Source organism: Rhodanobacter sp. T12-5, from assembly GCF_008329435.1.
Classification (GTDB): Bacteria; Pseudomonadota; Gammaproteobacteria; order Xanthomonadales; family Rhodanobacteraceae; genus Rhodanobacter.
The window spans coordinates 324,584-351,194 of the sequence record NZ_NPKN01000001.1; the positions used below are offsets into that span (position 1 = coordinate 324,584).

Annotated in this window: 26 protein-coding genes; 18 read left to right on the top strand and 8 right to left on the bottom strand. The window is 65.4% G+C overall.

Features of this window, described 5'->3' with window-relative positions; all coding sequences use genetic code 11:
* Positions 1-88: 88 nt before the first annotated feature.
* The 5 genes from CIW53_RS01410 to rph form a co-directional block, all read right to left on the bottom strand.
* The gene (locus CIW53_RS01410) at positions 89-436 is read right to left on the bottom strand and encodes a PilZ domain-containing protein (protein ID WP_149362917.1); all 348 of its coding nucleotides are present in this window, start codon (positions 434-436) and stop codon (positions 89-91) included.
* Positions 433-2,715, bottom strand: coding sequence for a DUF1631 family protein (locus tag CIW53_RS01415; RefSeq protein WP_149362918.1), 2,283 nt, complete (start codon positions 2,713-2,715; stop codon positions 433-435). The genes CIW53_RS01410 and CIW53_RS01415 overlap by 4 nt, the downstream gene beginning before the upstream one ends.
* A gap of 84 nt (positions 2,716-2,799) precedes the next feature.
* Entirely contained in the window at positions 2,800-3,966 is a 1,167-nt protein-coding gene (hemW, locus tag CIW53_RS01420; protein ID WP_149362919.1) for a radical SAM family heme chaperone HemW, read from the bottom strand.
* Positions 3,963-4,565 (bottom strand): RdgB/HAM1 family non-canonical purine NTP pyrophosphatase, encoded by a 603-nt coding sequence (gene rdgB / locus CIW53_RS01425; protein WP_149362920.1) that lies wholly within the window; start codon positions 4,563-4,565, stop codon positions 3,963-3,965. The genes hemW and rdgB overlap by 4 nt, the downstream gene beginning before the upstream one ends.
* Before the next feature lie 78 nt (positions 4,566-4,643).
* On the bottom strand, positions 4,644-5,381 hold the full coding sequence (gene rph / locus CIW53_RS01430; protein WP_149362921.1) for a ribonuclease PH: 738 nt from the start codon (positions 5,379-5,381) through the stop codon (positions 4,644-4,646).
* Between the two features lie 77 nt (positions 5,382-5,458).
* Between rph and CIW53_RS01435 the strand changes: the two genes are divergently transcribed.
* From CIW53_RS01435 to CIW53_RS01465, 7 genes are all read left to right on the top strand, one after another.
* A complete protein-coding gene (locus tag CIW53_RS01435) occupies positions 5,459-6,319 on the top strand; it encodes a YicC/YloC family endoribonuclease (RefSeq protein ID WP_149362922.1) in 861 nt (286 codons plus the stop codon).
* A gap of 105 nt (positions 6,320-6,424) precedes the next feature.
* The gene (gene gmk / locus CIW53_RS01440; RefSeq protein ID WP_149362923.1) at positions 6,425-7,057 is read left to right on the top strand and encodes a guanylate kinase; all 633 of its coding nucleotides are present in this window, start codon (positions 6,425-6,427) and stop codon (positions 7,055-7,057) included.
* Between the two features lie 75 nt (positions 7,058-7,132).
* On the top strand, positions 7,133-7,969 hold the full coding sequence (locus CIW53_RS01445) for an ATP-binding cassette domain-containing protein (protein ID WP_149362924.1): 837 nt from the start codon (positions 7,133-7,135) through the stop codon (positions 7,967-7,969).
* Positions 7,966-8,742 (top strand): lipid asymmetry maintenance ABC transporter permease subunit MlaE, encoded by a 777-nt coding sequence (gene mlaE / locus CIW53_RS01450; protein WP_149362925.1) that lies wholly within the window; start codon positions 7,966-7,968, stop codon positions 8,740-8,742. Before CIW53_RS01445 ends, mlaE begins: the two co-directional genes overlap by 4 nt.
* Positions 8,743-8,776: 34 nt before the next feature.
* The gene (mlaD, locus tag CIW53_RS01455) at positions 8,777-9,625 is read left to right on the top strand and encodes an outer membrane lipid asymmetry maintenance protein MlaD (RefSeq protein ID WP_149362926.1); all 849 of its coding nucleotides are present in this window, start codon (positions 8,777-8,779) and stop codon (positions 9,623-9,625) included.
* A 50-nt stretch (positions 9,626-9,675) separates the two neighbouring features.
* On the top strand, positions 9,676-10,347 hold the full coding sequence (locus tag CIW53_RS01460; protein ID WP_149362927.1) for an ABC transporter substrate-binding protein: 672 nt from the start codon (positions 9,676-9,678) through the stop codon (positions 10,345-10,347).
* A 5-nt stretch (positions 10,348-10,352) separates the two neighbouring features.
* Positions 10,353-10,655 carry an STAS domain-containing protein gene (locus CIW53_RS01465; protein ID WP_149363408.1) on the top strand — a complete coding sequence of 101 codons (303 nt, stop codon included), beginning with the start codon at positions 10,353-10,355 and terminating at the stop codon, positions 10,653-10,655.
* Between the two features lie 70 nt (positions 10,656-10,725).
* On the opposite strand, the gene CIW53_RS01470 is transcribed toward CIW53_RS01465, so the two are convergent.
* On the bottom strand, positions 10,726-11,550 hold the full coding sequence (locus CIW53_RS01470; protein ID WP_149362928.1) for a VacJ family lipoprotein: 825 nt from the start codon (positions 11,548-11,550) through the stop codon (positions 10,726-10,728).
* A 201-nt stretch (positions 11,551-11,751) separates the two neighbouring features.
* On the opposite strand from CIW53_RS01470, the gene rpoZ reads away from it, so the two are divergent.
* From rpoZ to CIW53_RS01505, 7 genes are all read left to right on the top strand, one after another.
* Positions 11,752-12,042, top strand: coding sequence for a DNA-directed RNA polymerase subunit omega (gene rpoZ / locus CIW53_RS01475; protein ID WP_007509529.1), 291 nt, complete (start codon positions 11,752-11,754; stop codon positions 12,040-12,042).
* Between the two features lie 123 nt (positions 12,043-12,165).
* Positions 12,166-14,334, top strand: a complete 2,169-nt coding sequence (locus CIW53_RS01480; protein WP_149362929.1) for a bifunctional (p)ppGpp synthetase/guanosine-3',5'-bis(diphosphate) 3'-pyrophosphohydrolase — start codon at positions 12,166-12,168, stop codon at positions 14,332-14,334.
* A 126-nt stretch (positions 14,335-14,460) separates the two neighbouring features.
* Complete coding sequence (locus CIW53_RS01485; RefSeq protein ID WP_149362930.1) at positions 14,461-14,844, top strand: Rid family detoxifying hydrolase; 384 nt, start codon at positions 14,461-14,463, stop codon at positions 14,842-14,844.
* A gap of 96 nt (positions 14,845-14,940) precedes the next feature.
* Complete coding sequence (recG, locus tag CIW53_RS01490) at positions 14,941-17,055, top strand: ATP-dependent DNA helicase RecG (RefSeq protein ID WP_149362931.1); 2,115 nt, start codon at positions 14,941-14,943, stop codon at positions 17,053-17,055.
* A 112-nt stretch (positions 17,056-17,167) separates the two neighbouring features.
* On the top strand, positions 17,168-18,103 hold the full coding sequence (locus CIW53_RS01495; RefSeq protein WP_149362932.1) for a nucleoside hydrolase: 936 nt from the start codon (positions 17,168-17,170) through the stop codon (positions 18,101-18,103).
* 105 nt (positions 18,104-18,208) lie between these two features.
* Complete coding sequence (locus CIW53_RS01500) at positions 18,209-18,463, top strand: type B 50S ribosomal protein L31 (protein WP_149362933.1); 255 nt, start codon at positions 18,209-18,211, stop codon at positions 18,461-18,463.
* Between the two features lie 275 nt (positions 18,464-18,738).
* The gene (locus tag CIW53_RS01505; protein ID WP_149362934.1) at positions 18,739-20,034 is read left to right on the top strand and encodes a citrate synthase; all 1,296 of its coding nucleotides are present in this window, start codon (positions 18,739-18,741) and stop codon (positions 20,032-20,034) included.
* Between the two features lie 76 nt (positions 20,035-20,110).
* On the opposite strand, the gene CIW53_RS01510 is transcribed toward CIW53_RS01505, so the two are convergent.
* Together CIW53_RS01510 and CIW53_RS01515 are read right to left on the bottom strand one after the other, a co-directional pair.
* Positions 20,111-20,782, bottom strand: a complete 672-nt coding sequence (locus CIW53_RS01510) for a hypothetical protein (RefSeq protein ID WP_149362935.1) — start codon at positions 20,780-20,782, stop codon at positions 20,111-20,113.
* A 59-nt stretch (positions 20,783-20,841) separates the two neighbouring features.
* Entirely contained in the window at positions 20,842-23,367 is a 2,526-nt protein-coding gene (locus CIW53_RS01515) for a penicillin-binding protein 1A (protein ID WP_149362936.1), read from the bottom strand.
* 251 nt (positions 23,368-23,618) lie between these two features.
* On the opposite strand from CIW53_RS01515, the gene CIW53_RS01520 reads away from it, so the two are divergent.
* Genes CIW53_RS01520 through CIW53_RS01535 form a run of 4 tightly spaced genes read left to right on the top strand, consistent with a single transcriptional unit; the run spans position 23,619 to position 26,564 of the window.
* Positions 23,619-24,677, top strand: coding sequence for a pilus assembly protein PilM (locus CIW53_RS01520; RefSeq protein WP_149362937.1), 1,059 nt, complete (start codon positions 23,619-23,621; stop codon positions 24,675-24,677).
* Positions 24,677-25,375, top strand: a complete 699-nt coding sequence (locus CIW53_RS01525) for a PilN domain-containing protein (RefSeq protein WP_149362938.1) — start codon at positions 24,677-24,679, stop codon at positions 25,373-25,375. Before CIW53_RS01520 ends, CIW53_RS01525 begins: the two co-directional genes overlap by 1 nt.
* Positions 25,372-26,022, top strand: a complete 651-nt coding sequence (pilO, locus tag CIW53_RS01530) for a type 4a pilus biogenesis protein PilO (protein WP_149362939.1) — start codon at positions 25,372-25,374, stop codon at positions 26,020-26,022. Before CIW53_RS01525 ends, pilO begins: the two co-directional genes overlap by 4 nt.
* Positions 26,019-26,564: a pilus assembly protein PilP gene (locus CIW53_RS01535; RefSeq protein ID WP_149362940.1), complete on the top strand. Its 546-nt coding sequence runs from the start codon at positions 26,019-26,021 to the stop codon at positions 26,562-26,564. The genes pilO and CIW53_RS01535 overlap by 4 nt, the downstream gene beginning before the upstream one ends.
* Positions 26,565-26,611: the final 47 nt, after the last annotated feature.

The following is a 26,611-nucleotide window of genomic DNA, read 5'->3' on the forward strand; positions in this document are numbered from 1 at the left end:
GCAGGGCCGGAACAGGTCGTGATGAACGGGGAAGGGGAGCAGACGCCCATGATGCCGCGCGGGCGCCGGCACTGCAAAAAACGAGGCGTCAGGCCTGGCTCAGCCAGTTGTCCAGCCGCGCGGCATCGGCGTCGGTGATGGCCACGATCCGGTAGCCGGCCCAGATCTGCCCCGAGCTGGCCGCCGCTTCGTGCCATTGCTCCTGGATACCTATCTCGATCGGCTGCGACTCGGTCAGCAGCCGGCCCGAACCAGGCAGGCTCATGCTGACCTGGTAGATCGCCTCGCTGCGTGGTGCCTGCGCGATGATCAGCAACATGCCGGTGCTGGACAGGTTGCCCAGATGACCGATCGGCTGGCCGCTGATCGTATCGGTCACGACGGCGTTGACGCCGGCACGCTTGCGCTCGGCGCGGCGCTGGTTGGGGGTGTTCATCGGCGCGCGGCCTCCGGCGGGGTGGGGCGTGGCTCGGTCGACTGGCGCAGGCTGCCGGTGAGGCTGCGCCAGGCGCGATCGAGCAGGCTGCCGGACTGGACCGGCACTTCGCACACGCGGCCGCTGGCCACTTCATGGGCCAGCTGGGCCAGGGTCATTTCCTCGCCGCGCTGGCCACGCCGGCTGACCATCAGGCAACGCCCGGACATCGGCGAATACCAGGCCAGCTTGCGTCGGACGATTTGCCCGGTGGTCGGGTCGATGAATTCGAACCAGCTGCCGAATGGCACCTGGCGCAGGTGCTGTTCGATGCGGCGCTCGCGCGGACTGGGTTCCGGAGCCTGCGCCGCCACCACGGCCGGACGAACCGCCGCCGGCTCGGGCGGGGCGGATTGCTGTTGTTCGCCCAGCCGCTGATGGTGTTTCAGGCGCACTGCCAGGTCGGTGGCGCTGGGCAGTTCCACGGCGGGATCGGGCGTGCCCGCGCCGAGCAGCCGCTGCGCCACCTGCACCGCTTCCTCGGCATGCATGCCGATTTGCTGCAGGCCAGCCTCCACCTCGACCTGCAGCTGCAGCCGGTCGCTCACCGGCAGACGGCCGAGCAACTGGTCGGTGATCGCCAGTTGGGCGCGGAACGGGTCGCTGTCCTCGCCATGCCGCAGCAGGGTCAGTGCGAGCACGTCGGACCAGGCGCGATCTAGCAGGGCGCGCAGCAGGCCGCGCGGGGGCGATTGGGCGAAGCGCTCGGCCATCAGCTCGCCGGCGCGGTGACGCGCCTGGTCCAGCCGTTCGCGACCTTGTGCTGCTTCCACGTGGCGTCGTTCGGCGGCTTGCGCCTTGCGCGTGAGCAGGCCGAGATGGTGTTCGATGTCGGCCAGCAGGGTGGTGTACAGGCCGGCGCTGGGCGGTTCCTGGTTGGCGCGGCTGACCAGTTGTTCGAGTTTGTTCGCCAGCGGTCGATTGCTTTCGTCGTCGCTGCCGTCGAGCCAGTCGTTTGCGGCGGCGGTCACCGTGTCCAGCAGCCGGCGCGCCGGGTGTTCGCGTTTCTCGAAGAAGTCATGGTCGGCCACCGCCATGCGCAGCACCGGCAGTTGCAGGTCGCTGAGCAGGCCCTGGGCGTTGCCGCCGTGCTGCAGTTGCTGCCCGACCTGCTCGAACAGCCTTGCGACCAGTTCAACGGTGTCGCCCTGTTCGCCGCTCAGTTGGGTCGGTGGCGCGCCTGCGGGTTTGCCGAGGTTGAGCTGGGTCAGCAATTCTTCGCGCAGGCGCGCTGCGCTGCGCAGTTCCTTGCTGGCGTGGTCGGTGACCTGGGCGAGATGCTGTTGCAGGGCACCGAGCGCGGTCTGCAATTCATCGGCACTGGCGGCGCGTGCGTGCGGTTGGCCGGGCGTGCTGGCGGTGTCGGTGCGTTGCCGGGCCAGCAGGTCGCGCAGGGATTCGAGCACCTCGATGGAGCCGCCGGGCGAGCTGCCTGCGCTGGCCGGCGCAGGCGCCGGATCGGCGGCTGCGGCAGTACTCGTCGGGGCCACGTCGGTTGCGGCCGAGCGGGTGCGCTTGGTGGTGCGGCGAGGTACCGGCAGGCTGCGCAGATGCGGAAGGATCCCGTCGGCCAGCAACTGCGCGTTGAGGACGTCGTACAGCGGACCCAGCGCCTGGATGACCCACTGGTCGAAACCCTGCAACAACAACAGGAAATGCTTCAGTGGCAGCTCGAGGGCGGTACTGGCCTGGTGGAACGCCCGTGTCAATGCGAGCGGCCCCAGCGGCAGCGCCTCCCCTTCCAGTGGCGGCATCGCCACCAGCACGGCCATGCGGTAACCCAGCTCATGCAATACGTTGCTGTGACGTGCATCGCCGCGCGCGCCCAGTTGTTCCAGCGCCATGTCCAGCTCCTGCTCGACCGGATCGAGCAGCTCCAGTGAGGTCCATGCCTTGCTGGCGACGGGTTCGACAGGCTTGACGGGCGGTCGGTCGAGATTGCCCAGCGCCACGCCGAGCTGGGCGATGAAGCGCTCCTCGAGCATGGCGCGATCCTGCAGCACGCGCTGACGGCTGGCGAAATAATCCTGCTGTTCGGCGGGCCGGTGCGCGCGTTCGGCCAGGGCGAACAATTGCCGTTCGAACTCGCCCAGGCATCGTCGCAAGGGTTCATGCAGTCCGTCGACGCATTGTGCATGGCATGCCTCAAGCAGCCGCTGCGTGCGTGCCGGCCAACGTCCGCTCGCGAGGCGGGCGTGATGGGACGCCAGCGAGTGGCGTCGATCCTGTCCGACATCCATGCAAAAGCACCTGATCTTGATATTCCCCGGAGCGGCAAGTCTATGCTGGTTGCCGCGGCTGCGCCATCGACCGGGCGACGACTTTCAAGCGAGGAAACCACCGATCACATCGTTGAGGAAACGTTGCCCCAGCGCGGTGGTGTGCAGTCGTTGCGGATCGTCGTGCAGCCAGCCGCGCTGACGGGCGGCGGCGAGGGCCGCCGCGATGCGCTGGGGCGGCAGCCCGGTGCGTTCGGCGAACGCGGCCATCGGCACGCCGTCGATCAGGCGCAGCGTATTGAGCATGTACTCGAACGGCAGCTCGTCCGCACCGACCACGTTGTCGCCGCCGATCCGGGCAGGGCCACCGCTGGCCTCGAGGTAAGCGCGTGGATGGCGGGTTTTCCAGCGCCGGTGCACCTGGCCGCTGACGGCGTCGCTGAGCTTGCCGTGCGCGCCGGCACCGATGCCGAGGTAGTCGCCGAACTGCCAGTAGTTGAGGTTGTGCACGCAGCGCCGGCCCGGTTGCGCATAGGCGGAGATTTCGTACTGGCCGTAGCCGGCGGCGGCGAGGCGCGCTTCGCAGGCTTCCTGCATCGCCCAGGCGTGATCGTCGTCGGGCAGCGGCGGCGGATTGGCGGCGAAGGCGGTGTTCGGTTCCAGCGTGAGCTGATAGTGCGAGATGTGCGCGGGGGCCAGCGCGACCGCGCGTTCCACGTCGGCGAGCGCGCCGTCGAGCGTTTGCTGCGGCAGCGCGTACATCAGGTCGAGGTTGATGTTTTCGTAACCGGCGTCCTGCGCGGATTTCACTGCGGCCTCGGCCTCATTGGCCGAGTGGATGCGGCCGAGCCGACGCAGCTTGTCGTCGTCGAAGCTTTGCACGCCGAACGAGATGCGGTTGACGCCGGCTTTCAAATAGCCGTCGAAACGGCCGTGTTCGACGGTGCCGGGATTGGTTTCCAGGGTGACTTCGGCGTCGGCCTGCAGTGGCAGGCGTTCGCGCACGCCGTCGAGCAGGCGCGCGATCAGCTCCGCCGAGAACAGGCTGGGCGTGCCCCCGCCAAAGAAGATGCTGACGATCGGGCGGCCTTCGAGCGTGGCGGCGAAGTCGGCGCGATCGGCGTCGAGATCGGCCAGCAGGTGGTCGATGTAGTCGGCGTAGGGCGGCGGTTCGCTGCGCAGGCCGTGCGAGTTGAAATCGCAGTACGGGCATTTCTTCACGCACCACGGCATGTGGATGTACAGCGACAGCGGTGGCGCGATCAGGCTCATGCGTGGCGAAGTTCGCGCAGCCGTTCGTGCAGCAGCGCCAGCGCCTGGCCGCGGTGGCTGAGGCGGTTCTTCAGCGTGTCGTCCATCTCGGCGACGCTCTGTGTGTAGCCTTCAGGCAGGAATACCGGGTTGTAACCGAAGCCGCCGGTGCCGCGGCCCTCGGTGAGGATGCGGCCGTGCCAGCGCGCTTCGGCGATCAGCGGCGCGGGATCGTCCGGGTGTTGCAGCAGCACCAGCACGCAGATGAAGAACGCGCCGCGCCGTGGCGTCGGCACGCCGTCGAGTTCGCACAGCAGTCTGGCGTTGTTCGCCGCGGCGTCGCCGTGGCCACCGCTGTAGCGCGCCGAGTACAGACCCGGTGCACCGTCGAGATGATCCACGCACAGGCCGGAGTCGTCGGCCAGCGCGGGCAGGCCGCTGGCTTGCGCGGCATGACGCGCCTTGATCAGGGCGTTCTCGACGAAGGTCAGGCCGGTTTCGTCGGCGTCGGTGATGCCGAGGCTGGCCTGGGGCACGACTTCGAGGCCGCTGTCGGCGAGCAGTGCGCCGAATTCCTTCAGCTTGCCGGGATTGCTGCTGGCGAGGACGATGCGCGACATGTTGATGCGGGTCTCCTGAACTTCGTTGCCCTCTCCCGCCGGCGGGAGGGGACGATTGCCGCGCTGCGCGCGACAGCGTTATTTGGTTGAAGCGGCCAGTGCCGTGCGCTGCGCGGTCACCAGCTCGCCGATGCCTTTCTCGGCCAGCGCCAGCAGCGCATCCATCTCGCCGCGGCGGAACGCATGGCCTTCGGCGGTGCCCTGCACCTCGATGAAGCCGCCGCCGTCGTTCATCACCACGTTCATGTCGGTGTCGCAATCCGAATCCTCGGCGTAGTCGAGGTCGAGCACCGGCTGGCCCTTGTAGATGCCTACCGAGACTGCAGCGATCGCGCCCACCACCGGGTTGCGCTTGAGGTTCTCGCGCTTCATCAGCAGGTTCACTGCGTCGACCAGGGCCACGTAGGCGCCGGTGATCGCCGCGGTGCGGGTGCCACCGTCGGCTTGCAATACGTCGCAGTCGAGCGTGATCACGCGCTCGCCCAGCGCCTGGCGATTGACGCAGGCGCGCAGGCTGCGGCCGATCAAACGCTGGATTTCCATGGTGCGCCCGCCCTGGCCACCGCGCGCGGCTTCGCGCTGGGTGCGGGTGTTGGTGGCGCGCGGCAGCATGCCGTATTCGGCGGTGATCCAGCCTTCGCCCTTGCCGCGCAGCCAGGCCGGCGCGCGATCCTCGATGCTGGCGGTGCACAGTACGCGGGTGTCGCCGAAGCTGACCAGCACCGAGCCTTCGGCGTGGCGGGTGTAGTGGCGTTCGATGGTGACGGTACGCAGCTGGTCGCTGGCGCGGCCACTGGGGCGGGTGACGGAATTCATGGGGAGTGGCCGGATTGGGCAAGGTTGGACCGGAGAGTTTACCATTGCGTCCTTTCCCCACGTCCGGATGGCCGACGATGATCCGCAGCATGACGGCTTACGCCAGTGCCGAAACCACCGGGCCATCCGGCACGCTCAGTTGCGAGCTGCGCACGGTCAATCATCGTTATCTGGAGTTGAGCCCGCGGCTGCCGGATGACTTGCGCGCGTTCGAATCGCAGTTGCGCGAGCGGGTGGCGGCGAAGTTGTCGCGCGGCAAGCTCGATCTCACCGTGCGGCGCACCGGCGATGCGCGCAGCGAGTCGCTGCAGGTCAACAGCGGATTGCTGTCGCGCCTGTCCGAGTTGAACCTCGACATGGCCGCACTGTTCCCCGGCTTGCAGGTGCAGTTCACCGAACTGCTGCGCTTTCCCGGCGTGATGCAGCAGGCCGAGGTCGATCCCGAGGCACAACAGGCGGCCTTGTTCGACGTGCTCGATCGCGCGCTGGACGCGCTCACCGCCACCCGCGAGCGCGAGGGCGCGAAACTGGGCGAGATCCTGCGCGACAAGCTGGATGGCATCGAGCGCGTGGTCGCCGACGTGCGCGGCTGGATGCCGGAAATCCGCGCCGCGCTGCGCGCACGGCTGGAGACGAGGCTGGCCGACTTGAAGCAGCCGGTCGAGCCGGGCCGTCTGGAACAGGAGCTGGTGCTGCAGATCACCCGCACCGACGTCGACGAGGAACTGGACCGGCTCAGCACCCACATCGCCGAGACGCGCCGCGTGCTGGGCCTGAAGGAACCGGTCGGCCGTCGGCTGGATTTCCTGATGCAGGAGTTCAACCGCGAGGCGAACACGCTCGGTTCCAAGTCGGTCGACGCGCGCAGCACCAACGCCGCGGTGGAGCTGAAGGTACTGATCGAGCAGATGCGCGAACAGGTGCAGAACATCGAATGAACATTTACGGCGAGTCCCGCACCTTCACCCCGACCCTCCTCCACCCGCAAGGGGACTCCCTGCGGTCGCCACGGGGGCGAGGGGGCAAGAGCGCTGCGCAAGCTTATGAGTATTGAGGCGGGCACGCTGTTCGTGGTGGCGGCACCCTCGGGTGCCGGCAAGTCCACTTTGGTGAACGCACTGCTCGAACGCGAAAGTGCGATCTCGCTGTCGGTGTCGCACACCACGCGGCCGCCGCGGCCGGGCGAGCAGTACGGGCGGCATTACTACTTCGTCGAGCGTGGCGAGTTCGAGCGCGAGATCGCCGAGGGCATCTTCCTCGAACACGCCGAGGTGCACGGCAATCTGTATGGCACCTCGCGCACCACGGTGCAGGAGTTGCTGGCGCAGGGGCGCGACGTGCTGCTGGAGATCGACTGGCAGGGTGCCGAGCAGATCCGCCGCAGCAAGCCGGACTGTGTCAGCGTGTTCATCCTGCCGCCATCGCGGGCGGAACTGGAACGGCGCCTGCGCGGGCGCGGCTCGGACAGTGCCGAGGTGATCGAGCGCCGGCTGCGCAATTCGCGCGGCGAGATCGCCCATGCGCACGAGTTCGACTACATCCTGGTCAACGACGTGTTCGACGAGGCGTTGGCCGATCTGCAGGCGATCGTGCGGGCGGTGCGTCTGCGCAGCGCGCTGCAGTGGCAACGGCACGAGGCGCTGATCAACGAGCTGCTGGCGCCTGCGGCCGAGTGAACCCGATGGCCTGTGCAATGGTCTTGGAATGATGCTTCAGCTACCTTGTCCGCTTTCCCGCCGTATTTGCCGCTCATGACCGAACCCGTTCGCACCACGCTTGACGACCCCGCCCTGGTGCGGGTCCGTGGCCTGACCACGGTGCTCAACGGCAAGACGATCTTCGATGCGCTGGACATGGACATCCCGCGCGGCAAGATCACCGCGATCATGGGCCCCAGCGGCACCGGCAAGACCACCTTGCTCAAGCACATCACCGGGCAGATGCGCGCCGATGCCGGCAGCATTCATGTGAACGGCGACAACGTGGCCGAACTGTCGCGCGAGCAGTTGTACAAGCTGCGCGAAGGCATCGGCTACCTGTTCCAGAACTCGGCCCTGCTGACCGATTTCGACGTGTTCGAGAACGTGGCGTTCCCGTTGCGCCAGCACACCAGGTTGCCGGAGGTGCTGATTCGCAACCTGGTGCTGCTGAAGTTGCAGGCGGTCGGTTTGCGCGGTGCCGCGCAACTGATGCCGAACGAACTGTCCGGCGGCATGGCACGGCGCGTGGCGCTGGCGCGTGCGATCGTGTTCGACCCGATGCTCATCCTGTACGACGAACCGTTCGTGGGGCTCGATCCGGTGGCGCTGAACCAGGTGCTGAAACTTATCCGCACGCTCAACCAGACGCTCGGGATCACCAGTGTGCTGGTGGCGCACGAACTGGAGGCGATCAAGCAGGTCGCCGACCACGTATTCCTGATCGCCAACGGCAAGGTGGTGGCGCAAGGTGACCCGAAGACGATTGCCAGCGACGGTTCACCGTGGACGCGCCAGTTCTTCGGCGGAGAGGCGGACGGTCCGGTGCCGTTCCAGTATCCGGCCGGCGATTACGCCGAGGCATTGGGTTTTGCCGGAGCGGCGAAATGACCGTGCGCGAGCCGCAACGCAACAACGTGGTGAGCCAGTCGCTGGCGCAGATCGGCGCTTGCGGACTGTTCCTGCTGACCCTGCTGGCGGCGATCCCGCGCAGCTTCCGCTACGCGCGCGAGACGATCCGCCAGCTGTGGTTCGTCGGCGCGATGAGCCTGACCATCATCATGGTCTGCGGCCTGTTCGTGGGCATGGTGTTGATGCTGCAGCTGTACCACGTGCTGTCGATCTTCGGCGGCACCTCGGCCAGCGGCATGGTGGTGGCGTTGTCGGTGTACCGCGAGCTGGGGCCGGTGGTTACCGCGCTGCTGTTCGCCGGGCGCGCCGGCACCTCGATCACCGCCGAGATCGGCCTGATGCGTGCCACCGACCAGATCGACGCGATGGAAATGATGGCGGTCGACCCGATCGCCTATGTCGCCACGCCGCGCTTCCTCGCCGGGCTGATCGCGATGCCGCTGCTGTGCTGCGTGTTCTGCGCGATGGCGATCTTCGGCGGCCACCTGGTCGGCGTGACCTGGCTCGGCATCGACAACGGCACGTTCTGGTCGAACATGACCGCCCAGGTGGACGTGCACACGGACATCGTCAATGGCGTGCTGCTGAAGAGCCTGGCATTCGGCGCGGTGGTGTCGCTCATCGCGGTGTTCCAGGGTTTCACCACGCCGCCGACCAGCGAGGGCGTGGCGTACGCCACCACCCGTACCGTGGTCGCCTCGTCGATCGCGATCCTGGCGCTGGACTTCGTGCTTACCGCTTTCTTGATGTGACTGTCATGACCCATCGTTTCCCGAGGATTTTGCCGTGAGCCAACAGAGAAGTTCGTACGCCGTCGGCACCGGCCTGTTCATCGTGCTCGGCTTTGCCGCGCTGGCCTACCTTGCTACCCAGACCAGTTCGGTGGCGAACGTGCACCAGGGCGACAGCTATACGGTCCAGGCGCAGTTCACCAACATCGGCCAGCTGAAGGAGCGCGCACCGGTGAAGATCGCCGGCGTGCGCGTAGGTCAGGTTCAATCGATCACGCTGCAACCCGGCCACGACGTGGCCGACGTGAAACTGTCGATCGACAAGAGTTACGACCACATTCCGCAGGATTCGGTGGCGACCATCTTCACCAGCGGCCTGCTCGGCGATCAGTACGTGGGCATTCAGTACGGCACCGCGAAGCAGGCCGTGGCTGCAGGCGGCACGCTGGCGCGGACCAAGTCCACCGAGCCGCTGGAAGAAATGCTGGGCAAGTTCTTCGGCGCCGGCAGCGTGGTCGACAATGTCGGCGGCAGTTACTCGGTGAAGGCCAGCTTCACCAACGTCGGTTCGCTTTCGGCCGGCGCGCCGGTGAAGATGGCCGGCGTGGTGATCGGCAGCGTGCAGTCGGTGCATGCCGACCCGGTCAAGCTCAATGCCGAGGTCGTGTTGTCGATCGACAAGCGCTATGACGCGATTCCCGACGATTCGGCCGCCGCGGTGTTCACCAGCGGTTTGATCGGCACTCAGTATGTTGCGATCCAGCCGGGCGGCTCGCCCGACGTGCTCAAGGACGGCGACGAGATGATCCTGACCCAGTCCGCGATGCAACTGGAGGACCTGATCGGCAAGTTCCTGGTCAATGGTTCGCCCGGTGACAAGAAGGATGCCGGCAACGGCAAATAGCCCCGATATCCCCACCGGCTCGCCGAGCCGGTTTTCTGAAGGAGTTTTTCATGTTGCGCAGATTGGCCCTTGCCACCGCTCTCGCGTTCGGCACCATCATCGCTGCCCCGGCGTTTGCCCAGGACGCGTCGGCAGCTTCCGCCACGCGGCAGACTCCGGCACAGGTCGTGCAGACGATAGCCGACCAGTTGGCCACGGCGATCGAGGGGCATCGTGACGAACTGAAGCACGATCAGGAAAAGCTGATCAAGGTCATCGATGGCGTGTTCCTGCCCCACTTCGATCTGGACTATGCCTCGATCCTGGTGCTCGGCCAGCACGCGCGCGAGGCCACCCCGGAACAGCGCGAACGGTTCGCCAACGCGTTCTACAACTCGATCACCCATCGTTACGCCGAAGGCCTGCTCAACTACACCCGTGGCCGGGTCAAGGTGCTGCCGTTCAAGGGCGACCTCAACGACAAGCGCACGGTGGTACGCACCCAGGTGGTGCTGGACGATGGCAAGCTGGTGTCGATCGACTACGCCTTCCGCAAGAGTCGCAGTGGCGACTGGAAAGCCTATGACGTGATCATCGAGGGCATCTCGTACGTCACCAACTACCGCAACCAGGTGGATGCGGAAATCCGCAAGGTCGGCATCGAGAAGTTGATCACCAACCTCGAAACCCAGGGCTCGAAGGCGCTGGAGACGATGGCCAAGGACAACAAGGACAAACCGTGACCGACATGGGCGCGCCAGGCTTTCGACTGGATTCCGCCGCGCCCGGCACCCTGGGCGTGCACGGCGACTTGAGCTTCGACACCGCGGCGGCGGCTTGGCAGGCGATCGAGTCGGCGTTGGCAGGGGACGGGACCGTGAACCGGCTCGACCTGGCCGGTGTGAGCCACAACGACAGTGCCGGCCTCGCCTGCGTGCTGGCGGTCATCGCCGAGGCCACCCGCCGCGGACGAGTGCTCCAGGCTGTGCACGTCCCGGCGGGGATGCAGGCGCTGGCGCAGGTGTGCGAGGTCGATTCCCTGATGGGCTGATCGAGTCGAAGCGATGTGGAATGAAAAAGGGCCGCCAGGCCCTTTTTCTTGGATCGACGGTCAGGTTTTTCTACGGCTGCCCGCCGTGGCCCGGGTGCTTCTTTTCCCACTTGTGTTGCTGGTCGAGCAACTCCTCGGGGTCGAAATTCTTTTCGTCCAGTCCCTGCATTTGCTGGATGACATCGAGCGGCGGATTGCCGTCGTAGATCTTGTACAGCCGCTGCTGCCGGTACGCATCGCGGATGAACACGTACGGATCGTAGGCAGACTGCAGGAAGCCTTCCGCGTCGATCGCCCGCGAGCGGATGGTCACCAGGTAAATCGCCTGCGGCAGGAACTGCAGGCCGTTGTAATGATGGTTGTTGGCATACAGTGTCAACGGGTCGAAGAAATAGCTGTCGACCGGGCGTTGCCAGATGTCGCGGGCCGTGGTCGGGCCCAGCAACGGCAGCACCAGATAGTCGCCTTCCGGCGCGCCCCAGCGTGCCAGGGTGATGCCAAAGTCGTTGTCTTCCAGCGGCAGGCCGAGCTGGCTTGCCGGGTCGAAGAAGCCGCCGACGCCAAGCGTCAGGTTGATCAGGAATCGACTGGTACTCTGCAGCGCCTGCTTCGGGCGTGCCTGCAGCAGGTCGTTGGCGACCGTGATCGGCATGCGGATATTGGTGAAGAAATCGCTGAATGAACGGCGTACCGGCGGGTTGGTCACCTTGCGGTAGCCCAGCGCCACCGGGCGGATCACCGCCTTGTCCACGGCGTCGTTGAATTTGTAGGCGCCGCGGTTGTATTTCTCCAGCGGATCGTCGGTGCGTGGCTTGGCAATGGCGCAGCCGGCGAGCAGCGCGATCGCGAACACGGTCAGCCAGCGGCTCAATGAGGTGGAGCGGAATGGGGGCATCGGGCAGGAGATCGCAGCAGGGGATGGTATAAGTGTACTGTCTGGTTTTATATCTTGCACGGCTTTCGGCCTGCTTTCGCGGCCAAGCGAACCGCTCCTCACCCAGCCCGCCATGATACGCGCTCGCCGCATTGCCAGCAAAGCACCTGCTCATCTACACTGTCAGACCAGATAAGTCATTTTATTCTTTGAGGATTTCGCATGGCACGCATTACCGTGGAGGACTGCCTCGAGGTGGTCGACAACCGCTTCGAGCTGGTGCTGATGGCAACCAAGCGCGCGCGCCAGCTGGAAAAAGGTGCCGAGCCCGCAGTCAATCCCGACCATGACAAGCCGACCGTGCTGGCACTGCGCGAGATCGCCGCCCGCCGCATCGACCAGGCCACGATCGACCAGATCGACAAGGCCGAGCGCGAGCGCGCCGAGCGCGAGGCGCTCGAGTGGGCCGCCGCGGAGGTCGACGACGACCTTTCCAAGGGCGGCGACGATTGATGGATGGCGGCTGCTGTAGAACGCGCGTCCGCCACACCGGGCAATCCGGTGTGATGGCTGGCGCACGTCCGGCAGTCGCTTGCTGTTGCGGTGGGGTGGGCGCCTGACTCGGCGCTGGCACCGATGACTGTGGCCACGCATTACGCTCCGGTCGACCTGTCCGCGTTGCCGCCGTATGTGCTGGCACTGAAAGAACGCATCGCCTATCTGCCCGACGATCAGGTCGAGCGCGTATTGCGCGCCTTTCTCGTCGGAGCGCAGGCCCATGCCGGACAGGAGCGCAAGAGCGGCGAGCCGTACATCACCCATCCGGTGGCGGTGGCCGGCATTCTGGCCGAACTGGGGCTGGATGCCGAGACGATCATCGCGGCGATCCTGCACGACACCCTGGAAGACACCGAGCTCAGCCGCGACGCCCTGGGTGCCGAGTTCGGCGACGTGGTGGCCGAACTGGTCGACGGTGTCACCAAGCTGGACAAGATGCGTTTCGGCACTCGCCAGGAAGCCGATGCGGAAAGCTTCCGCAAGATGCTGCTGGCGATGGCGCGCGACATTCGCGTGATCCTGATCAAGCTGGCCGACCGCCTGCACAACATGCGTACGCTGGGGGCCAAGGATGCCGGTTCGCGCCGTCGTATCGCGCGCGAAACGCTGGAGATCTTCGCCCCGATCGCGCAACGGCTTGGCATGAACAAGTTCAAGGCGGAGCTGCAGGATCTGGGTTTCCGTGCGTTGTATCCGGATCGCTACCGGGTGATCAGCGAGCGTATCCGTGCAGCGATCGGCAATCGCCGCGAGGCGATGGGCAAGATCGAGGCCGCACTGTCCACGCGGCTGGCCGCCGATCATCTGCCGGCCCATGTCGTCGGACGGATCAAGTCGCCGTGGAGCATCTATTCGAAGATGCGCGGCGAGCACAAGAGTTTCGCCCAACTGATGGACGTCTACGGTTTTCGCGTCGTCGTCGACAGCGCGATGAGCTGCTACATGGCGCTCGGCGTCGTGCACGCGCTGTACAAGCCGGTCGACAAGCGCTTCAAGGACTTCATCGCCATTCCCAAGGCGAACGGCTACCAGTCGCTGCACACCGTGCTGCTGGGGCCGTTCGGCGCACCGATCGAAGTGCAGATCCGCACGGCCGAAATGGACTCGGTCGCCGAACGCGGCGTCGCCGCACACTGGGCCTACAAGACCGACAGCGGCCCGGCCAACAGCGCACAGGCGCGGGCGCGCGAATGGCTGTCCTCGCTGGTCGACAGCTCGGCGGCCACCGTCTCGTCGTCGGAATTCATCGAGAACGTCAAGATCGACCTGTTTCCCGATGAGGTCTACCTGTTCACGCCACGCGGCGACATCCTGTCGCTGCCGCGCAACGCCACTGCACTGGATTTCGCCTACGCCGTGCACACCGATGTCGGCGATCACGCGGTGGCGGCGCGGGTCGACAAGAAACTGCTGCCGCTGCGCGCCCGGCTGGAATCGGGTCAGCTGGTCGAAATCATCACCGCGCCGTCCGCCGTGCCGAACCCGGCATGGCTGGAGGTGGTGGTCACCGGCAAGGCGCGCGCCGCGATCCGGCAGTACCTGAAACATCTGCAGCACGAAGACGCCGTCGATTTTGGCCATCGCATGCTCGATCGTGCGCTGGACGCGCAGGGCAGCAGCCTGGACGGCATTCCGCCGGCGGTGCTGGAGCGGTTCCTGGAGACCTCCAAGCTGAAGCGGCTGGAAGAGCTGTTGTCCGACATTGCGTTGGGCAACCGCATGCCCGACGTGGTCGCCAGCCAGCTGCTGGCGTCGCGCGGGAAGCGGGCCGGCGATGCGCCACAGCCGTCCCCGCACGCGCACGAGAAGATCCGCATCACCGGCGCCGAGCGCGGCGTGCTCAGTTTCGCCAATTGCTGCCACCCGTTGCCCGGCGACGACATCATCGGCTACCTGTCCTCCGGCAAGGGCATCGTGGTCCATCGCGAGGAATGCCCGAACGTGGTGGAGCTGCGCAAGTCACCGGAGCGCTGCGTGGCGATCGAGTGGGATCGCGACGTGCAAGGCGACTACCGCGCCGAACTTCGCATCGAAGTCATCAACCGCCCCGGCGTGCTTGCCACCGTGGCCGCCGCGATCGCCGCCGCCGATTCGAACATCGAGAACGTGGAATACGTCGAGCGCGACGCCGCCGCCGCGACCCTGCTGTTCGCCATGGAAGTGAAAAACCGCAAGCATCTCGCCGACGTGATCCGCCGAGTGCGCCGCACCGGCGTGGTCAGCGGGGCGCATCGCTATCCTTTGTAAGCCGGGAATCCGGGAATGGTTCGAGGCGGCCAGCTACGGAAGTTGGCGTCGTGCCGATTGGACGATAGTCTCCGATTCCCGATTCCCGATTCCCGATTCCCGATTCCCGATTTCCAAGGAAACCCCATGCCCCTCAGCATCATCTCCACCGAAAAGGCTCCGGCCGCGATTGGTCCTTATTCGCAGGCCGTGCGCGCCGGCAACACGGTCTACTTCTCCGGGCAGATTCCGCTGGATCCGGCCACGGGCGCGCTGATCGATGGCGACATTGCCGCGCAGACCCGCCGTGTATTCGACAACCTCGGCGCGGTCGCGGCGGCAGCGGGCGGCTCGCTGGCGCAGATTGTGCGCGTCGGCATCTACGTCACCGACCTGGCGAACTTTGCCGCCGTGAATGCCGTGATGGCCGAATACTTCCAGCAGCCGTATCCGGCACGCTCCACCATCGAGGTATCCGGCTTGCCGAAGGCGGCCCAGGTCGAAGTCGACGCGGTGATGGTATTGCCGTAATCGGGGCAGGCTGATCTTCATGCGCGGTCCGCGCCGACAGATATTGTCGGCTGCTGACTTACGACGACAGACGGTGCTCGGTTAGGCTTGCAGGTCATGGCCACCCGCACTGCCCGTCCTGCTTCCATCGTCGGCACCGATCCGGGCACCACTCCCGTCAGCGCGTTGCCCGGTGTCGGCCCGGCACTGGTCGCCTTGCTGGCCCGCCTCGGGCTGGAGCGCGTGCAGGACCTGTGGTTCCACCTGCCGCTGCGTTACGAAGACAAGACCCGCGTCACCGCCATCGCCGATCTGCGCGTGGGTGAACGGGCGCAGGTCGAAGGCGTGGTCGAGGCGGTCGAACGTGGTTTCCGCTATCGCCCGCAATTGAAGGTCGCGATCGGCGATGCCAGCGGGCAGGCCCTGCTGTTGCGCTTCTTCCATTTCAATCGGGCGCAGGCCGAGCAACTGCGGCCGGGTACGCGGCTGCTCTGCTACGGCGAGGCGCGTCATGGTGCGCAGGGCCTGGAGATGGTGCATCCGAACTACCAGCGCCTGAGTGGGGATGAAGCAGCCAAGGTCGACGAACTGCTCAGCCCGGTCTATCCGACCACCGAGGGATTGGGTTCGAAGCGGCTGGCCGGGGTGATCGGCAAGGCGCTGGCGCTGTTGCCACCGGCGACACAGCTGGAATTGATTCCGCCCGAGCTGTGCGCCGAGCACGGACTCACTTCGCTGCGCGACGCATTGCTGTACGTGCACCGGCCGCCGCCCGACGCCCATCTCGGCCAGCTGTTGCTGGGGCGGCATCCGGCGCAGCAGCGGCTGGCGTTCGAGGAATTGTTGACCCAGCACCTGAGCCTGAAACGCATGCGCGCCGCGGTGCGGCGCCGGCACGCGCCGAAGCTGGGCGGTGATGGTGTGTTGCGTGGTCGGTTGCTGACGGGGCTGCCGTTCCGGCTGACCGCGGCACAGCAGCGGGTCAGCACCGAGGTCGCGCGCGACCTGTCCAAGGCCAAGCCGATGCTGCGACTGGTGCAGGGTGATGTCGGCAGCGGCAAGACGGTGGTCGCGGCGCTGGCCGCGCTGGCTGCGATGGAGTCGGGCCATCAGGTCGCCCTGATGGCGCCGACCGAATTGCTGGCCGAACAGCACCTGCACAATTTCCGGCACTGGCTGCAGCCGCTCGGCATCGAAGTGGAATGGCTGGCCGGCAAGGTCACCGGCAAGGCGCGCAAGCAGGCGCTGGAGCGGGTGGCGGCCGGTGCACCGGTGGTGATCGGTACACACGCGTTGATGCAGGAAGGCGTGGCATTCGCGCAGCTCGGCCTGGTCATCGTCGACGAGCAGCACCGCTTCGGCGTGCAGCAGAGGTTGGCACTGCGCGACAAGGGCAAGGACGGCGAACTGGTGCCGCATCAACTGGTGCTGACCGCCACGCCGATCCCGCGCACGCTGGCGATGAGCGCATATGCCGATCTCGATGTTTCCTCGATCGACGAACTGCCACCCGGCCGCACGCCGGTGCAGACCATCGCGATCTCGAACGCGCGGCGGGCCGAGGTGATCGATCGCATCCACGCCGCCTGCACCGAGGGGCGCCAGGTGTACTGGGTGTGCACGCTGATCGAGGAATCCGAGCAACTGCGGGCGCAAGCCGCGGAAGTGGCGCATGCCGAGTTGTCCGCCGCGCTGGCCGGATTCAAGGTCGGCCTGATCCACGGCCGCATGAAGCCGAAGGAAAAGCAGGCGGTGATGGACGCGTTCAAGGCTGGCGAACTGGCCGTGCTGGTGGCGACGACGGTGATCGAGGTGGGCGTGGACGTGCCCAACGCCAGCCTGATGGTGATCGAGAACAGCGAGCGGCTCGGCCTGGCTCAACTGCACCAGCTGCGTGGCCGGGTGGGTCGTGGTGCGGTGGCGTCCAACTGCGTGCTGTTGTACCAGCCGCCGCTGGGCCAGCTGGCGCGCGAGCGGCTGCAGGTGATGCGCGAGACCAACGACGGTTTTCGCATCGCCGAGAAGGATCTCGAGCTGCGCGGTCCGGGCGAAGTGCTTGGCACCCGTCAGACCGGCCAGCTCAGTTTCCGCATCGCCGACCTCACCCGCGACGCGCACCTGCTGCCCGCGGTGCAGCAGGTCGGCGAACACATGCTGGTGAAGCATCCGCGGCAGACCGAACAGCTGATCGAGCGCTGGATCGGCGGGGCCGCGCGGTTCGTGCATGCGTGAAGCGGGGAACGGGAAACGGGAAACGGGAGTGATGTCGTGAAGCTTCGCTTTTGTTCCCTGTTCCCCATTCCCCGTTCCCTTTAAGCTAACCCGTTTCCGGCCCTTCCAGTTCATGACCCAGCCGCAACTCCTGATTGATACCGACCCCGGCGTCGACGACGCGCTGGCGATCCTGATGGCTTACGCCCACGCGGATATTGCCGGGCTCAGCATTGCCGCAGGCAATGTCGGTCTCGCTCATACCGTACGCAATGCGCGCACCTTGGTCGATCTGGTCGGCGCGGCCACGCCGGTGTTCGCCGGCTGTGCCACGCCCCTGGTGCGGGCGCCCGACGAAGATGCCGCGTTCGTGCACGGCCAGGACGGTTTCGGCGATGTCGGCTTTGCCGAGCCTGCCGCCATGCTGGCGGACGAGGCGGCCGCGCTGGCCCTGTTGCGGCTGACCCGTGAACGACCGGGCGAACTGACCTTGGTGGCGCTGGGGCCATTGACGAATCTGGCACTGGCATTGCGGCTCGATCCGAGCCTGCCCGGGCGGGTACCTCGCCTGGTGGTCATGGGTGGCGCCGTCACTGGCCACGGCAATACCGGCAGGGTGCCGGCGGAATTCAACATCGGCTTCGATCCGGAGGCGGCGCACGTGGTGTTCGAGGCGTTCCCCGCGTTCGACCTGGTCGATTGGGAAGCCACCTTGCGGCATGCGTTCGATGACGCCGAATTCGATGGCTGGCTGGCGGCCGGCGACCGGCGCGCGGACTTTTTCCGCAGGATCGTGGCCACGGCGCGCCGCTACAACGCGAAACATGACCGCCACGGGCTGGTGGCCGCCGATGCGCTGGCGATGGCAGTGGCACTCGATCCGTCCATCGTGACCCGCAGCGAGACCAGGGCGGTGGCCGTGGAGCTGGACGGACGGCTGACCCGTGGCGCCACCGTGGTCGACTGGAAGGCGCGACTGGGCCGACCGGCGCAGGCGAACATCGTGCTGGAAGTGGATCAGATGCGTTTTGCCGCGATGGTACGGCGTGCGCTGGGCGTGCCGGGCTGATCGGCGCGCAGCTGCCCTGGCTGGCTGCCGGGTGGTCGCGGCTTGCGGCCAGGGTCGCATTCTCGTTACAATGCCGCTCTTTTCACCACCGCTTTAGAGCCTGTCATGAAGCCTGATATCCATCCGAACAACAAGCCGGTGGTATTCCAGGACCTGTCGTCCGACTTCGCGTTCCTGACCAAGTCGACCATGTCCAGCAAGGAAACCATCAAGTGGGAAGACGGCAATGAGTACCCGCTGATCAAGGTGGATATCTCCAGCCATTCGCACCCGTTCTACACCGGCAAGCAGAAGTCGCTGGACGTCGGCGGTCGCGTCGACAAGTTCCGCCGCCGCTACGCGGGTTCCGTCAAGGAATAAGCGGGAACGGCAGCCATCGCTTTCGCGAGCGCTGCATGGATCCGATTCAAGGCACGGGGCGAGCGCAGGCTTGCCCCGTGCTTTTTCTCGTTCCGGTTTCGGCCATCCGCCATCGAATGCAAGTGAGGCCTTGTGCGATAATGGTGGGTAAGCCGACGTCAACGCGTCCGTCGCATCGCATGTTTTCCCCGGCACGCGATGCCAGGTAATTCCCTCGCCGGACGGCGCCGTCATCGCGGTTGCCGTCGGCGGTGACCCACATGAAGGAGGTTTCCGTGTCCGATCCCAAGATCGTCAAGTTGCTGGATGAGTCGAGCAACCGCAGCAGCGAACTGCCGCTGGTCAGCGGTACGCTCGGCCCGGCGTGCATCGACATTGGCACGCTGTACAAGGACACCGGCCACTTCACCTACGATCCCGGTTTCGGCAGCACCGCCAGCACCAAGAGCGCGATCACCTACATCGATGGCGACAAGGGCGTGTTGCTGTACCGCGGCTACCCGATCGAGCAGCTTGCGGAGAATTCCAGCTTCCTCGAAGTGGCCTACCTGCTGCTCAACGGCGAGTTGCCGAAGCCGGCGGAGTTCGCCTCGTTCGAGCACGATGTTTCGCATCACACGATGATGCACGAGTCGTTGAAGAACTTCTTCCAGGGCTTCCATCACGACGCGCATCCCATGGCGATGCTGGCCGCGGCGGTCGCCTCGCTGTCGGCGTTCTACCACGACGACCTGAGTGTGGACGATCCGGCCGATCGCAAGCTCGCCGCCATCCGCCTGATCGCCAAGATGCCGACGATCGCCGCGGCCTGCTATCGCTACTCGGTGGGCTGGCCGTTGCGCTATCCGCGCAACAACCTTGAATACGTCGACCGCTTCCTGCACATGATGTTCGAGGTGCCGAGCGAGCCGCTGCAGATGAATCCGGTCGCGGCCAAGGCGCTCGACCTGCTGTTCATCCTGCACGCGGACCACGAGCAGAACGCGTCGACCTCGACCGTGCGGCTGGTCGGTTCGACCGGCGCCAATCCCTATGCATCGATCGCCGCCGGCATCACCGCGCTGTGGGGTCCGGCGCACGGAGGCGCCAACGAGGCGGTGCTCAAGCAATTGGAAGAAATCGGCACGCCGGACAATGTCGAGTCGGCGATCCTGCGCGCCAAGGACAAGAACGACAGCTTCCGCCTGATGGGCTTCGGCCATCGCGTGTACAAGAATTTCGACCCGCGCGCCAAGATCATCCGCGAAATGTGCCACAAGGTACTGGCCGAGCTGGGTGTCAACGACCCGCTGCTGGACGTGGCGATGAAACTGGAGGAGGCAGCGCTGAAGGACGATTACTTCGTCGAGCGCAAGCTGTATCCGAACGTGGATTTCTACTCCGGCATCATCTACAAGGCGCTCGGCATCCCGACCGAGATGTTCACCGTGATGTTCGCCATCGCGCGCACCTCCGGCTGGATCGCACACTGGATCGAGCAGCATGAAACCCCCGGATCGCGGATCGGTCGCCCGCGCCAGGTCTATACCGGCGCGGATGTGCGCGACTACGTGCCGACCGCCAGGCGCTGATCGTCGGCTTTCGCCGGGACAAACAGGAACGCCCCGGTTTCGACCGGGGCGTTTTTTCATGGAGCGGGCATTCGCTTCAGCGCAACGTCGCGCTCAGCCGTTGCTCGAAACCTTCGTCGGCATCTTCGTCCAGCAGGCTCTGCACCTGTGCCATCGAGGCGCGCCGCATCGGTCGGTCATCGGTGCGGTCCAGCGGCGCCTGGCGCAACGCGTCGCGCGGCAGCACGGTGAGGTCGAACGGCAGCTTGTCGGCGGCGAACAGCAGTACCGGGTATTCGGGCTGTTCGTCACGGCCGTAGCGCAACCGGCGTACCTGGGTTTCGATCGGCACGCCGTTTTCGCGCAGGTACAGCACGACCGCTTCCGGATCGTCGCTGTAAACGTGCAGGCAGACGGCCGAATGCGCATCGGCGGTGCCCTCGAGCACCGCGCCGACCAGTCGCGGTTCGAACGCGGCGAGAAAACGCATGGCGTCGACCGCGGCCTCGCGCCGCTGCCGCAGCAGTTGTGGCTGACTGTCGGCGAGAAACAGTCGCTGGTGTTCGCGCAGCGCCTGCTCGATCTCCAGGTTGCGCGGCAAGGCCTGCGTCTCGAGAATGCCGAGCCGCTCGGCCGCCTTCAGCTTGGCATGATGGAAGTCGCGGATGCCGTGCTCGCTCATCAGTCGGGCGGCTTCCTGGGCGATGCGCTGGCGATTGCGCTGCAGTCGATCGTGGGCGTGAATGCGGTGGTGTTCGCCTCGGGACATGGCGCGCTCCTCATCGTTCGATGGACAGCGCCCCGCATGTTGGCGGGGCGATCCGTGGTTCAGAAGATGTCATAGGCGTGTTGCTGATCCTGCTCCTTCTTCTGTGCTGCCTGGCTGCGCAGGCGATCGATGTCCTCGACCTTGAACATTTCGTCCATTCCATCCGGGTCGTCCGCGGACGTAGGCAGGCCGCTCTGGCGGTTGATCCTTACCGTACTGATTCCCGGCGGCATCGGCAACGCGTTCAGCGGCAGGCCCTTGAGGGCGTTGCCCATGAATTCCATCCAGATCGGCAAGGCCGCCTTGGCGCCGAACTCGCCACGGCCCAACGAGCTGTAGTCGTCGAAGCCGACCCATACGGCGGTCGACAGGTCGCCGTTGAAACCGACGAACCAGGCATCGCGGTGGTCGTTGGTGGAACCCGTCTTGCCGGCCAGGTCGGCACGGTCCAGTGCGCGCGCGGCCGAGCCGGTGCCCCGTAGGATGACGTCCTTCATCAACGACGTGATGAGGTAATCGTTGCGCGCCTCAAGCACCCGTGGCGCGAGCACCGGGGGATGCGTACTGTCGGCATGCACGTCGGCGGGCAGCACCGCCTCGCCGACGCCATCGACGCTGCTGGATTCCGCCGGCGGGCCTTCCGTGCCGACCAGGTTGTTGGCGGGGGTGAGGTTCATGTCGGCTGGTGGCGGGCCGGGCGGGCGCGTATCGAGCAGGCGCTCCTGGCAGTTGCGGCAGGCGCGCGCGGGGTTCGCCACGTACACCGGCTTGCCGTTGCGGTCGTCGATCTCGTGGATGAAATATGGCGTTACCAGATAACCGCCATTGGCAAAGACCGCATAACCCCGGGCCATGCTCATCGGCGACACCGAAGCGGTGCCCAGCGCCATCGACAGGTTGGCCGGAATCGCATCGGGCGAAAAGCCGAAGCGGGTGGCATATTCGCGCATGTAGCGCACGCCGATGGCATCGAGCAGACGTATCGAGACCAGGTTCTTCGATTGCACCAGCGCCTCGCGCAGGCGCATCGGGCCGGCGAACTTTCCGTCGTCGTTGGCCGGGGTCCAGATGCCGTTCGGCTTCGATGGGTCGGGCAGGGCCAGCGGTGCGTCGTTGATGATCGATGCCGGCGTGAAACCTCGATCGAATGCGCCCGAATACAGGTAAGGCTTGAAGCTGGAACCCGGTTGGCGCGCGGCCATCACCGCACGATTGAACTTGCTGCGCACGAAGTTGAAGCCGCCCACCAGTGCCTGGATCGAACCGTCTTCCGGGTTGATCGAAGTCAGCGCCGATTGCGCCGCCGGGATCTGCGCAAGCTGCCAGTCGCCCTTGTCGTCGCGCGAAAGGCGGATGATGTCGCCGCGCTTGAGTACGCTGTCGACCTTGGTCGGGGCGGCGCCGACGCGGTCGTCGTTGATGTGGGGGCGCGCCCACGCGACCGCTGCCAGGTCGAGGATCACGCTCTCGTGGCTGGGCAGGTAAACCGTTGCTTGCTTCGCGTCGCTGGCGGTGACCAGGCCCGGCTGCATGCCCGAGATGATGCCGTAGCTGGAAAGCAGGTTGTCGAACTCGCTCTCGCCTGCGTTCGCAGGCAGGTCCTGGTGGGCTTCCGGCCCGCGCCAGCCATGCCGATGATCGTAGGCAACCAGCCCGTCGCGGAGAGCTTCCACCGCCGCCTGTTGACGCCCGCTCTGTACGGTGGTCCGGACTACGTAGCCTTCCGTCAGCGCGTCGTTGCCGAAACGGTCGAGTACCTGCCGGCGCACCATCTCGGCCAGGTACGGCGCATCCACCTCGATCGGCTGTTCATGCGGATAGGCGTGATTCGGCTCGGCGATCGCCTGTTCGTACACGGCCTTGGTGATGTAATCGTGCCGCAGCATCTCGCTCAGCACCCAGTTGCGCCGGGCGATCGCGCGCTTCGGGCTGTTGATCGGGTTGACCGCCGAGGGCAACTGGAAGGTCGAGGCGATCAACGCGCACTCGGCCACGGTCAGCTGGTCGAGCGTCTTTCCGTAGTAGTACTCCGCCGCTGCGCCCACCCCGTAGGAGCGGTGACCGAGGAACATCTTGTTGAGATAGAGCTCGAGGATCTGGTCCTTGGTGAGTTCGTGCTCGATGCGCAAGGCAATGAATATCTCGGTGATCTTGCGCGAATACAGTTTTTCCGGGCTGAGGAAGAAGTTTCGCGCCACTTGCTGGGTGATGGTCGAGCCGCCCGAACCCTTGTCGCCGCCGGTCACGATGACATGCCAGGCGGCGCGGGCGATGCCGTGCCAGTCCACGCCCGGATGGTGATAGAAGTCCGCATCTTCCGCGGACAGCACCGCGTGCTTGAGGCGGTCAGGCACGTTCTCGATGTCCACCGGGATGCGCCGCGTCTCGCCGAAACTCGCGATCAGCTTGCCGTCGGCGCTCAACACGCGCAGCGGCACCTGCATGTGATAGTCCTTGAGAACCGCTACCGAGGGGAGTCTTGGTGCTATCAGCCAATACGCCACGCCAACCGCGATAACTGCCAGGAGCAAACCGGAAAAGGCCAGGACGAGCGCCCAGCGCAACAAACGCTTGAAAATTTGCATGGTATGGGAGATAGCGAGACCTGAGTCAAAACATCACAGAGTATAGATGTAGCAGTATTTGTCACATGATGCAGGCCGATCACAAGCAAGGGATGCGCCAGACAAGACATGTTCGTGAATGTGGTGGACATCACGCCAATTACTTGAGAAAGTTCCCGTAGACCGTTGCCATTGCGTCAATTTTTCGATTTAATGCCATTGCGCATCCCGCCAGGATTCTGGTCGGGCGCCAGGGGCAAGGGGGAAACACCGTGGGGCTCTTTACACCCAAGAAGCCGGCGCTGATTGGTGTCGACATCAGTTCGACCGCCGTCAAGCTGCTGCAGCTAAGCCAGGCCGGCGGTCGCTATCGCGTGGAGCATTACGCGGTCGAACCGTTGCCGCCCAATGCCGTGGTCGAAAAAAACATTGTCGAGGTCGAGGCGGTAGGCGACGCGATACGCCGCGCGCTGGCGCGATCGGGCTCGAAACTCAAGCACGCATCTGCGGCGGTGGCCGGGTCGGCGGTGATCACCCGCATCATCCCCATGGCGAGCGAGCTTTCCGACGACGATCTGGAAGGTCAGATCCAGGTCGAGGCGAACCAGTACATCCCCTATCCGATCGATGAAGTCAGCCTCGATTACGAGGTGCTCGGCCCGGTTCGCGACAACCCCGACATGAACAACGTGCTGCTGGCTGCCTCGCGCACCGAGAACGTCGACATGCGCGTGGCGGCACTTGACCTCGGCGGCCTCACCGCCAGTGTCATGGATGTCGAGGCGTTCGCCATGGAAAACGCGTTCGCGATGCTTGCCGACCAGCTCAATGTCGGGCGCGATGCGCTGGTGGCGGTAGTCGACATCGGTGCCACCATGACCACCCTGTCGGTGCTGCGCAACCAGCGCACGATCTACTCCCGCGAGCAGGTCTTCGGCGGCAAGCAGCTGACTGACGAGATCATGCGCCGGTTCGGGCTTTCCTACGAGGAGGCCGGGCGCGCCAAGCGCAAGGGTGGCCTGCCGGAATCCTACGAGACCGAGGCGCTGGAACCGTTCAAGGAGTCGCTGATCCAGCAGATCAGCCGGCTCCTGCAGTTCTTCTTCGCGGGCAGTGAATACAGCAAGGTGGACCAGGTGGTGCTGGCCGGCGGTTGCGCCTCGATCGAGGGGCTGGGTCCGATGCTGGAAGAGCAATTGGGCGTGCCTTGCGTCGTCGCCAATCCACTCGCCCGCATGTCGCTTTCGCCACGGGTACAGGCGCAGTCGCTGGCGCAGGACGCACCTGCGCTGATGATCGCGGTCGGCCTCGCCCTGAGGAGTTTCGACTGATGGCACACGTCAACCTGCTTCCGTGGCGCGCCGAGCGGCGCAAACAGCGTGAGCGCGAGTTTTACATGCAGCTCGTCGCCGCCTTCGTGGCGGCGCTGGGCGTCATGCTGTTGTGGATGTTCTGGATGAACCAGCGCATCGACAACCAGACCGAGCGCAATTCGTACCTGCAGACCGAGATCGCGCAGCTCGACGTGCGCATCACCAAGATCAAGGACCTGGAAAAAGTCCGCGAGCATCTGCTGGCCCGCAAGCAGATCATCGAGCAACTGCAGGCGGATCGATCCCAGATGGTGCATTTGTTCGACGAGCTGGTGCGTACGATTCCCTCCAGCGCCCGTCTCAGCGGCCTCAAGCAGGACGGCCAGTCGATGTCGCTCGATGGCGTGGCGCAGTCCAACGCCAGCGTCGCCGAGTACATGCGCAATATCGAAGCCTCGCCGTGGATGGGGCACGCCGACTTGCGCAAGACCGAAAACAGCCACAACTCCACCCGGATGCCGTACACCTTCGGCCTGAACGTGACGCTGCGTCGGCCGAAGACGGACGAAGTCGACGCCGACAAGGCGGTGGACCTGCCAGCAGGCAGCAGCTCCAGTTCGGCGGTTGCTGCGCCCGCTTCCGTCACGACGGCACCCGCCGCGCCGGAAGCCAAGCCGGTGAGTGCGCCCGCTGCCAAGGGAGGGGCCGGATCATGAGTTTCCTCGACGATATCCGCAACCTCGATCGCAACAACGTCGGCGGCTGGACGCAGTCGGTCAAGGTGTTCTTCACCGTGCTGCTGTTCGCGTTGGTGCTGCTGCTCGGGTGGTACTTCTTCGTCAGCGACCAGCAGGACAACCTCACCTCGCTGGCCAACAAGGAAGTCAGTCTCAAGCAGGATTTTTCGACCAAGCAGGCCAAGGCGGTCAACCTGGAAGCGTTGCAGCAGCAGCTCGACGAGATGCAGGACATGCTCCGCCAGTTGCTGCGCCAGCTTCCAAGCAAGACCGAAATGCCCGAACTGCTGATCGACATTTCGCAGACGGCGCTGTCGGCAGGCCTCGAAACGGAGTTGTTCGAACCGGGTCCGGAGACGCCGAAAGACTTCTACGCGGAAAAGCCCATCAAGCTGCGGATGACCGGCACCTACCACCAGTTCGGCACCTTCATCAGCGGCGTGGCTTCGCTCCCCAGGGTGGTCATCCTGACTCTGCACGATGTTTCGCTGACACCGGCGGCGCCGACCAACGGCAGTTCTTCGGGCGGCAAGCTCATCTTGCAGGGCACGGTGAAAACCTACCGTTATCTGGATGACGAAGAGAGCGCCGCAGCGACGAAGAACGCCACCGGGGGGCAGAAATGAACAGGATTGCTGCCATCAAGTCGGCCCGGGTGATTCGCGTGTTGCTGATGCTGGGTGTCGCACTGGTCCTGGGCGGATGCACCAAGGGCATGTCCGACCTGCGCAGCTGGGTCGCGCAGGAAAAAGCCAAAAAGGGAGCGCCGATCGAGCCGCTTCCCGTGATCAAGACGTTCGAGACATTCAAGTACGACGATCAGAACAGGCGTGATCCGTTCAGTCCGAGCACGGCCGAACTGCAGACCAACAGCGCCACCAATGGCCCCCGGCCGGATGCCAATCGCGCCAAGCAACCGCTGGAGATGTTTGCCCTGGACAGTCTGAAAATGGTGGGCACGGTGGGGAGCGGCGCGGGCATGGAAGTGCTGATCAAGGATCCGGGTGGCGTGATTCATCGTGTACACGTCAATGAATACATGGGTCAGAACTACGGGCACGTCACGGCGATCAGCGAGGACCACATAGACCTGGTCGAGCTGGTATCCAACGGTAATGGCGGCTGGATGGAACGTCCGGCCAGCATCGCGCTCGACGCGAATAGGTAGACAGGGGCTGATGCAATGACCAACCAAATCCAATCCGTCCGGGGCCG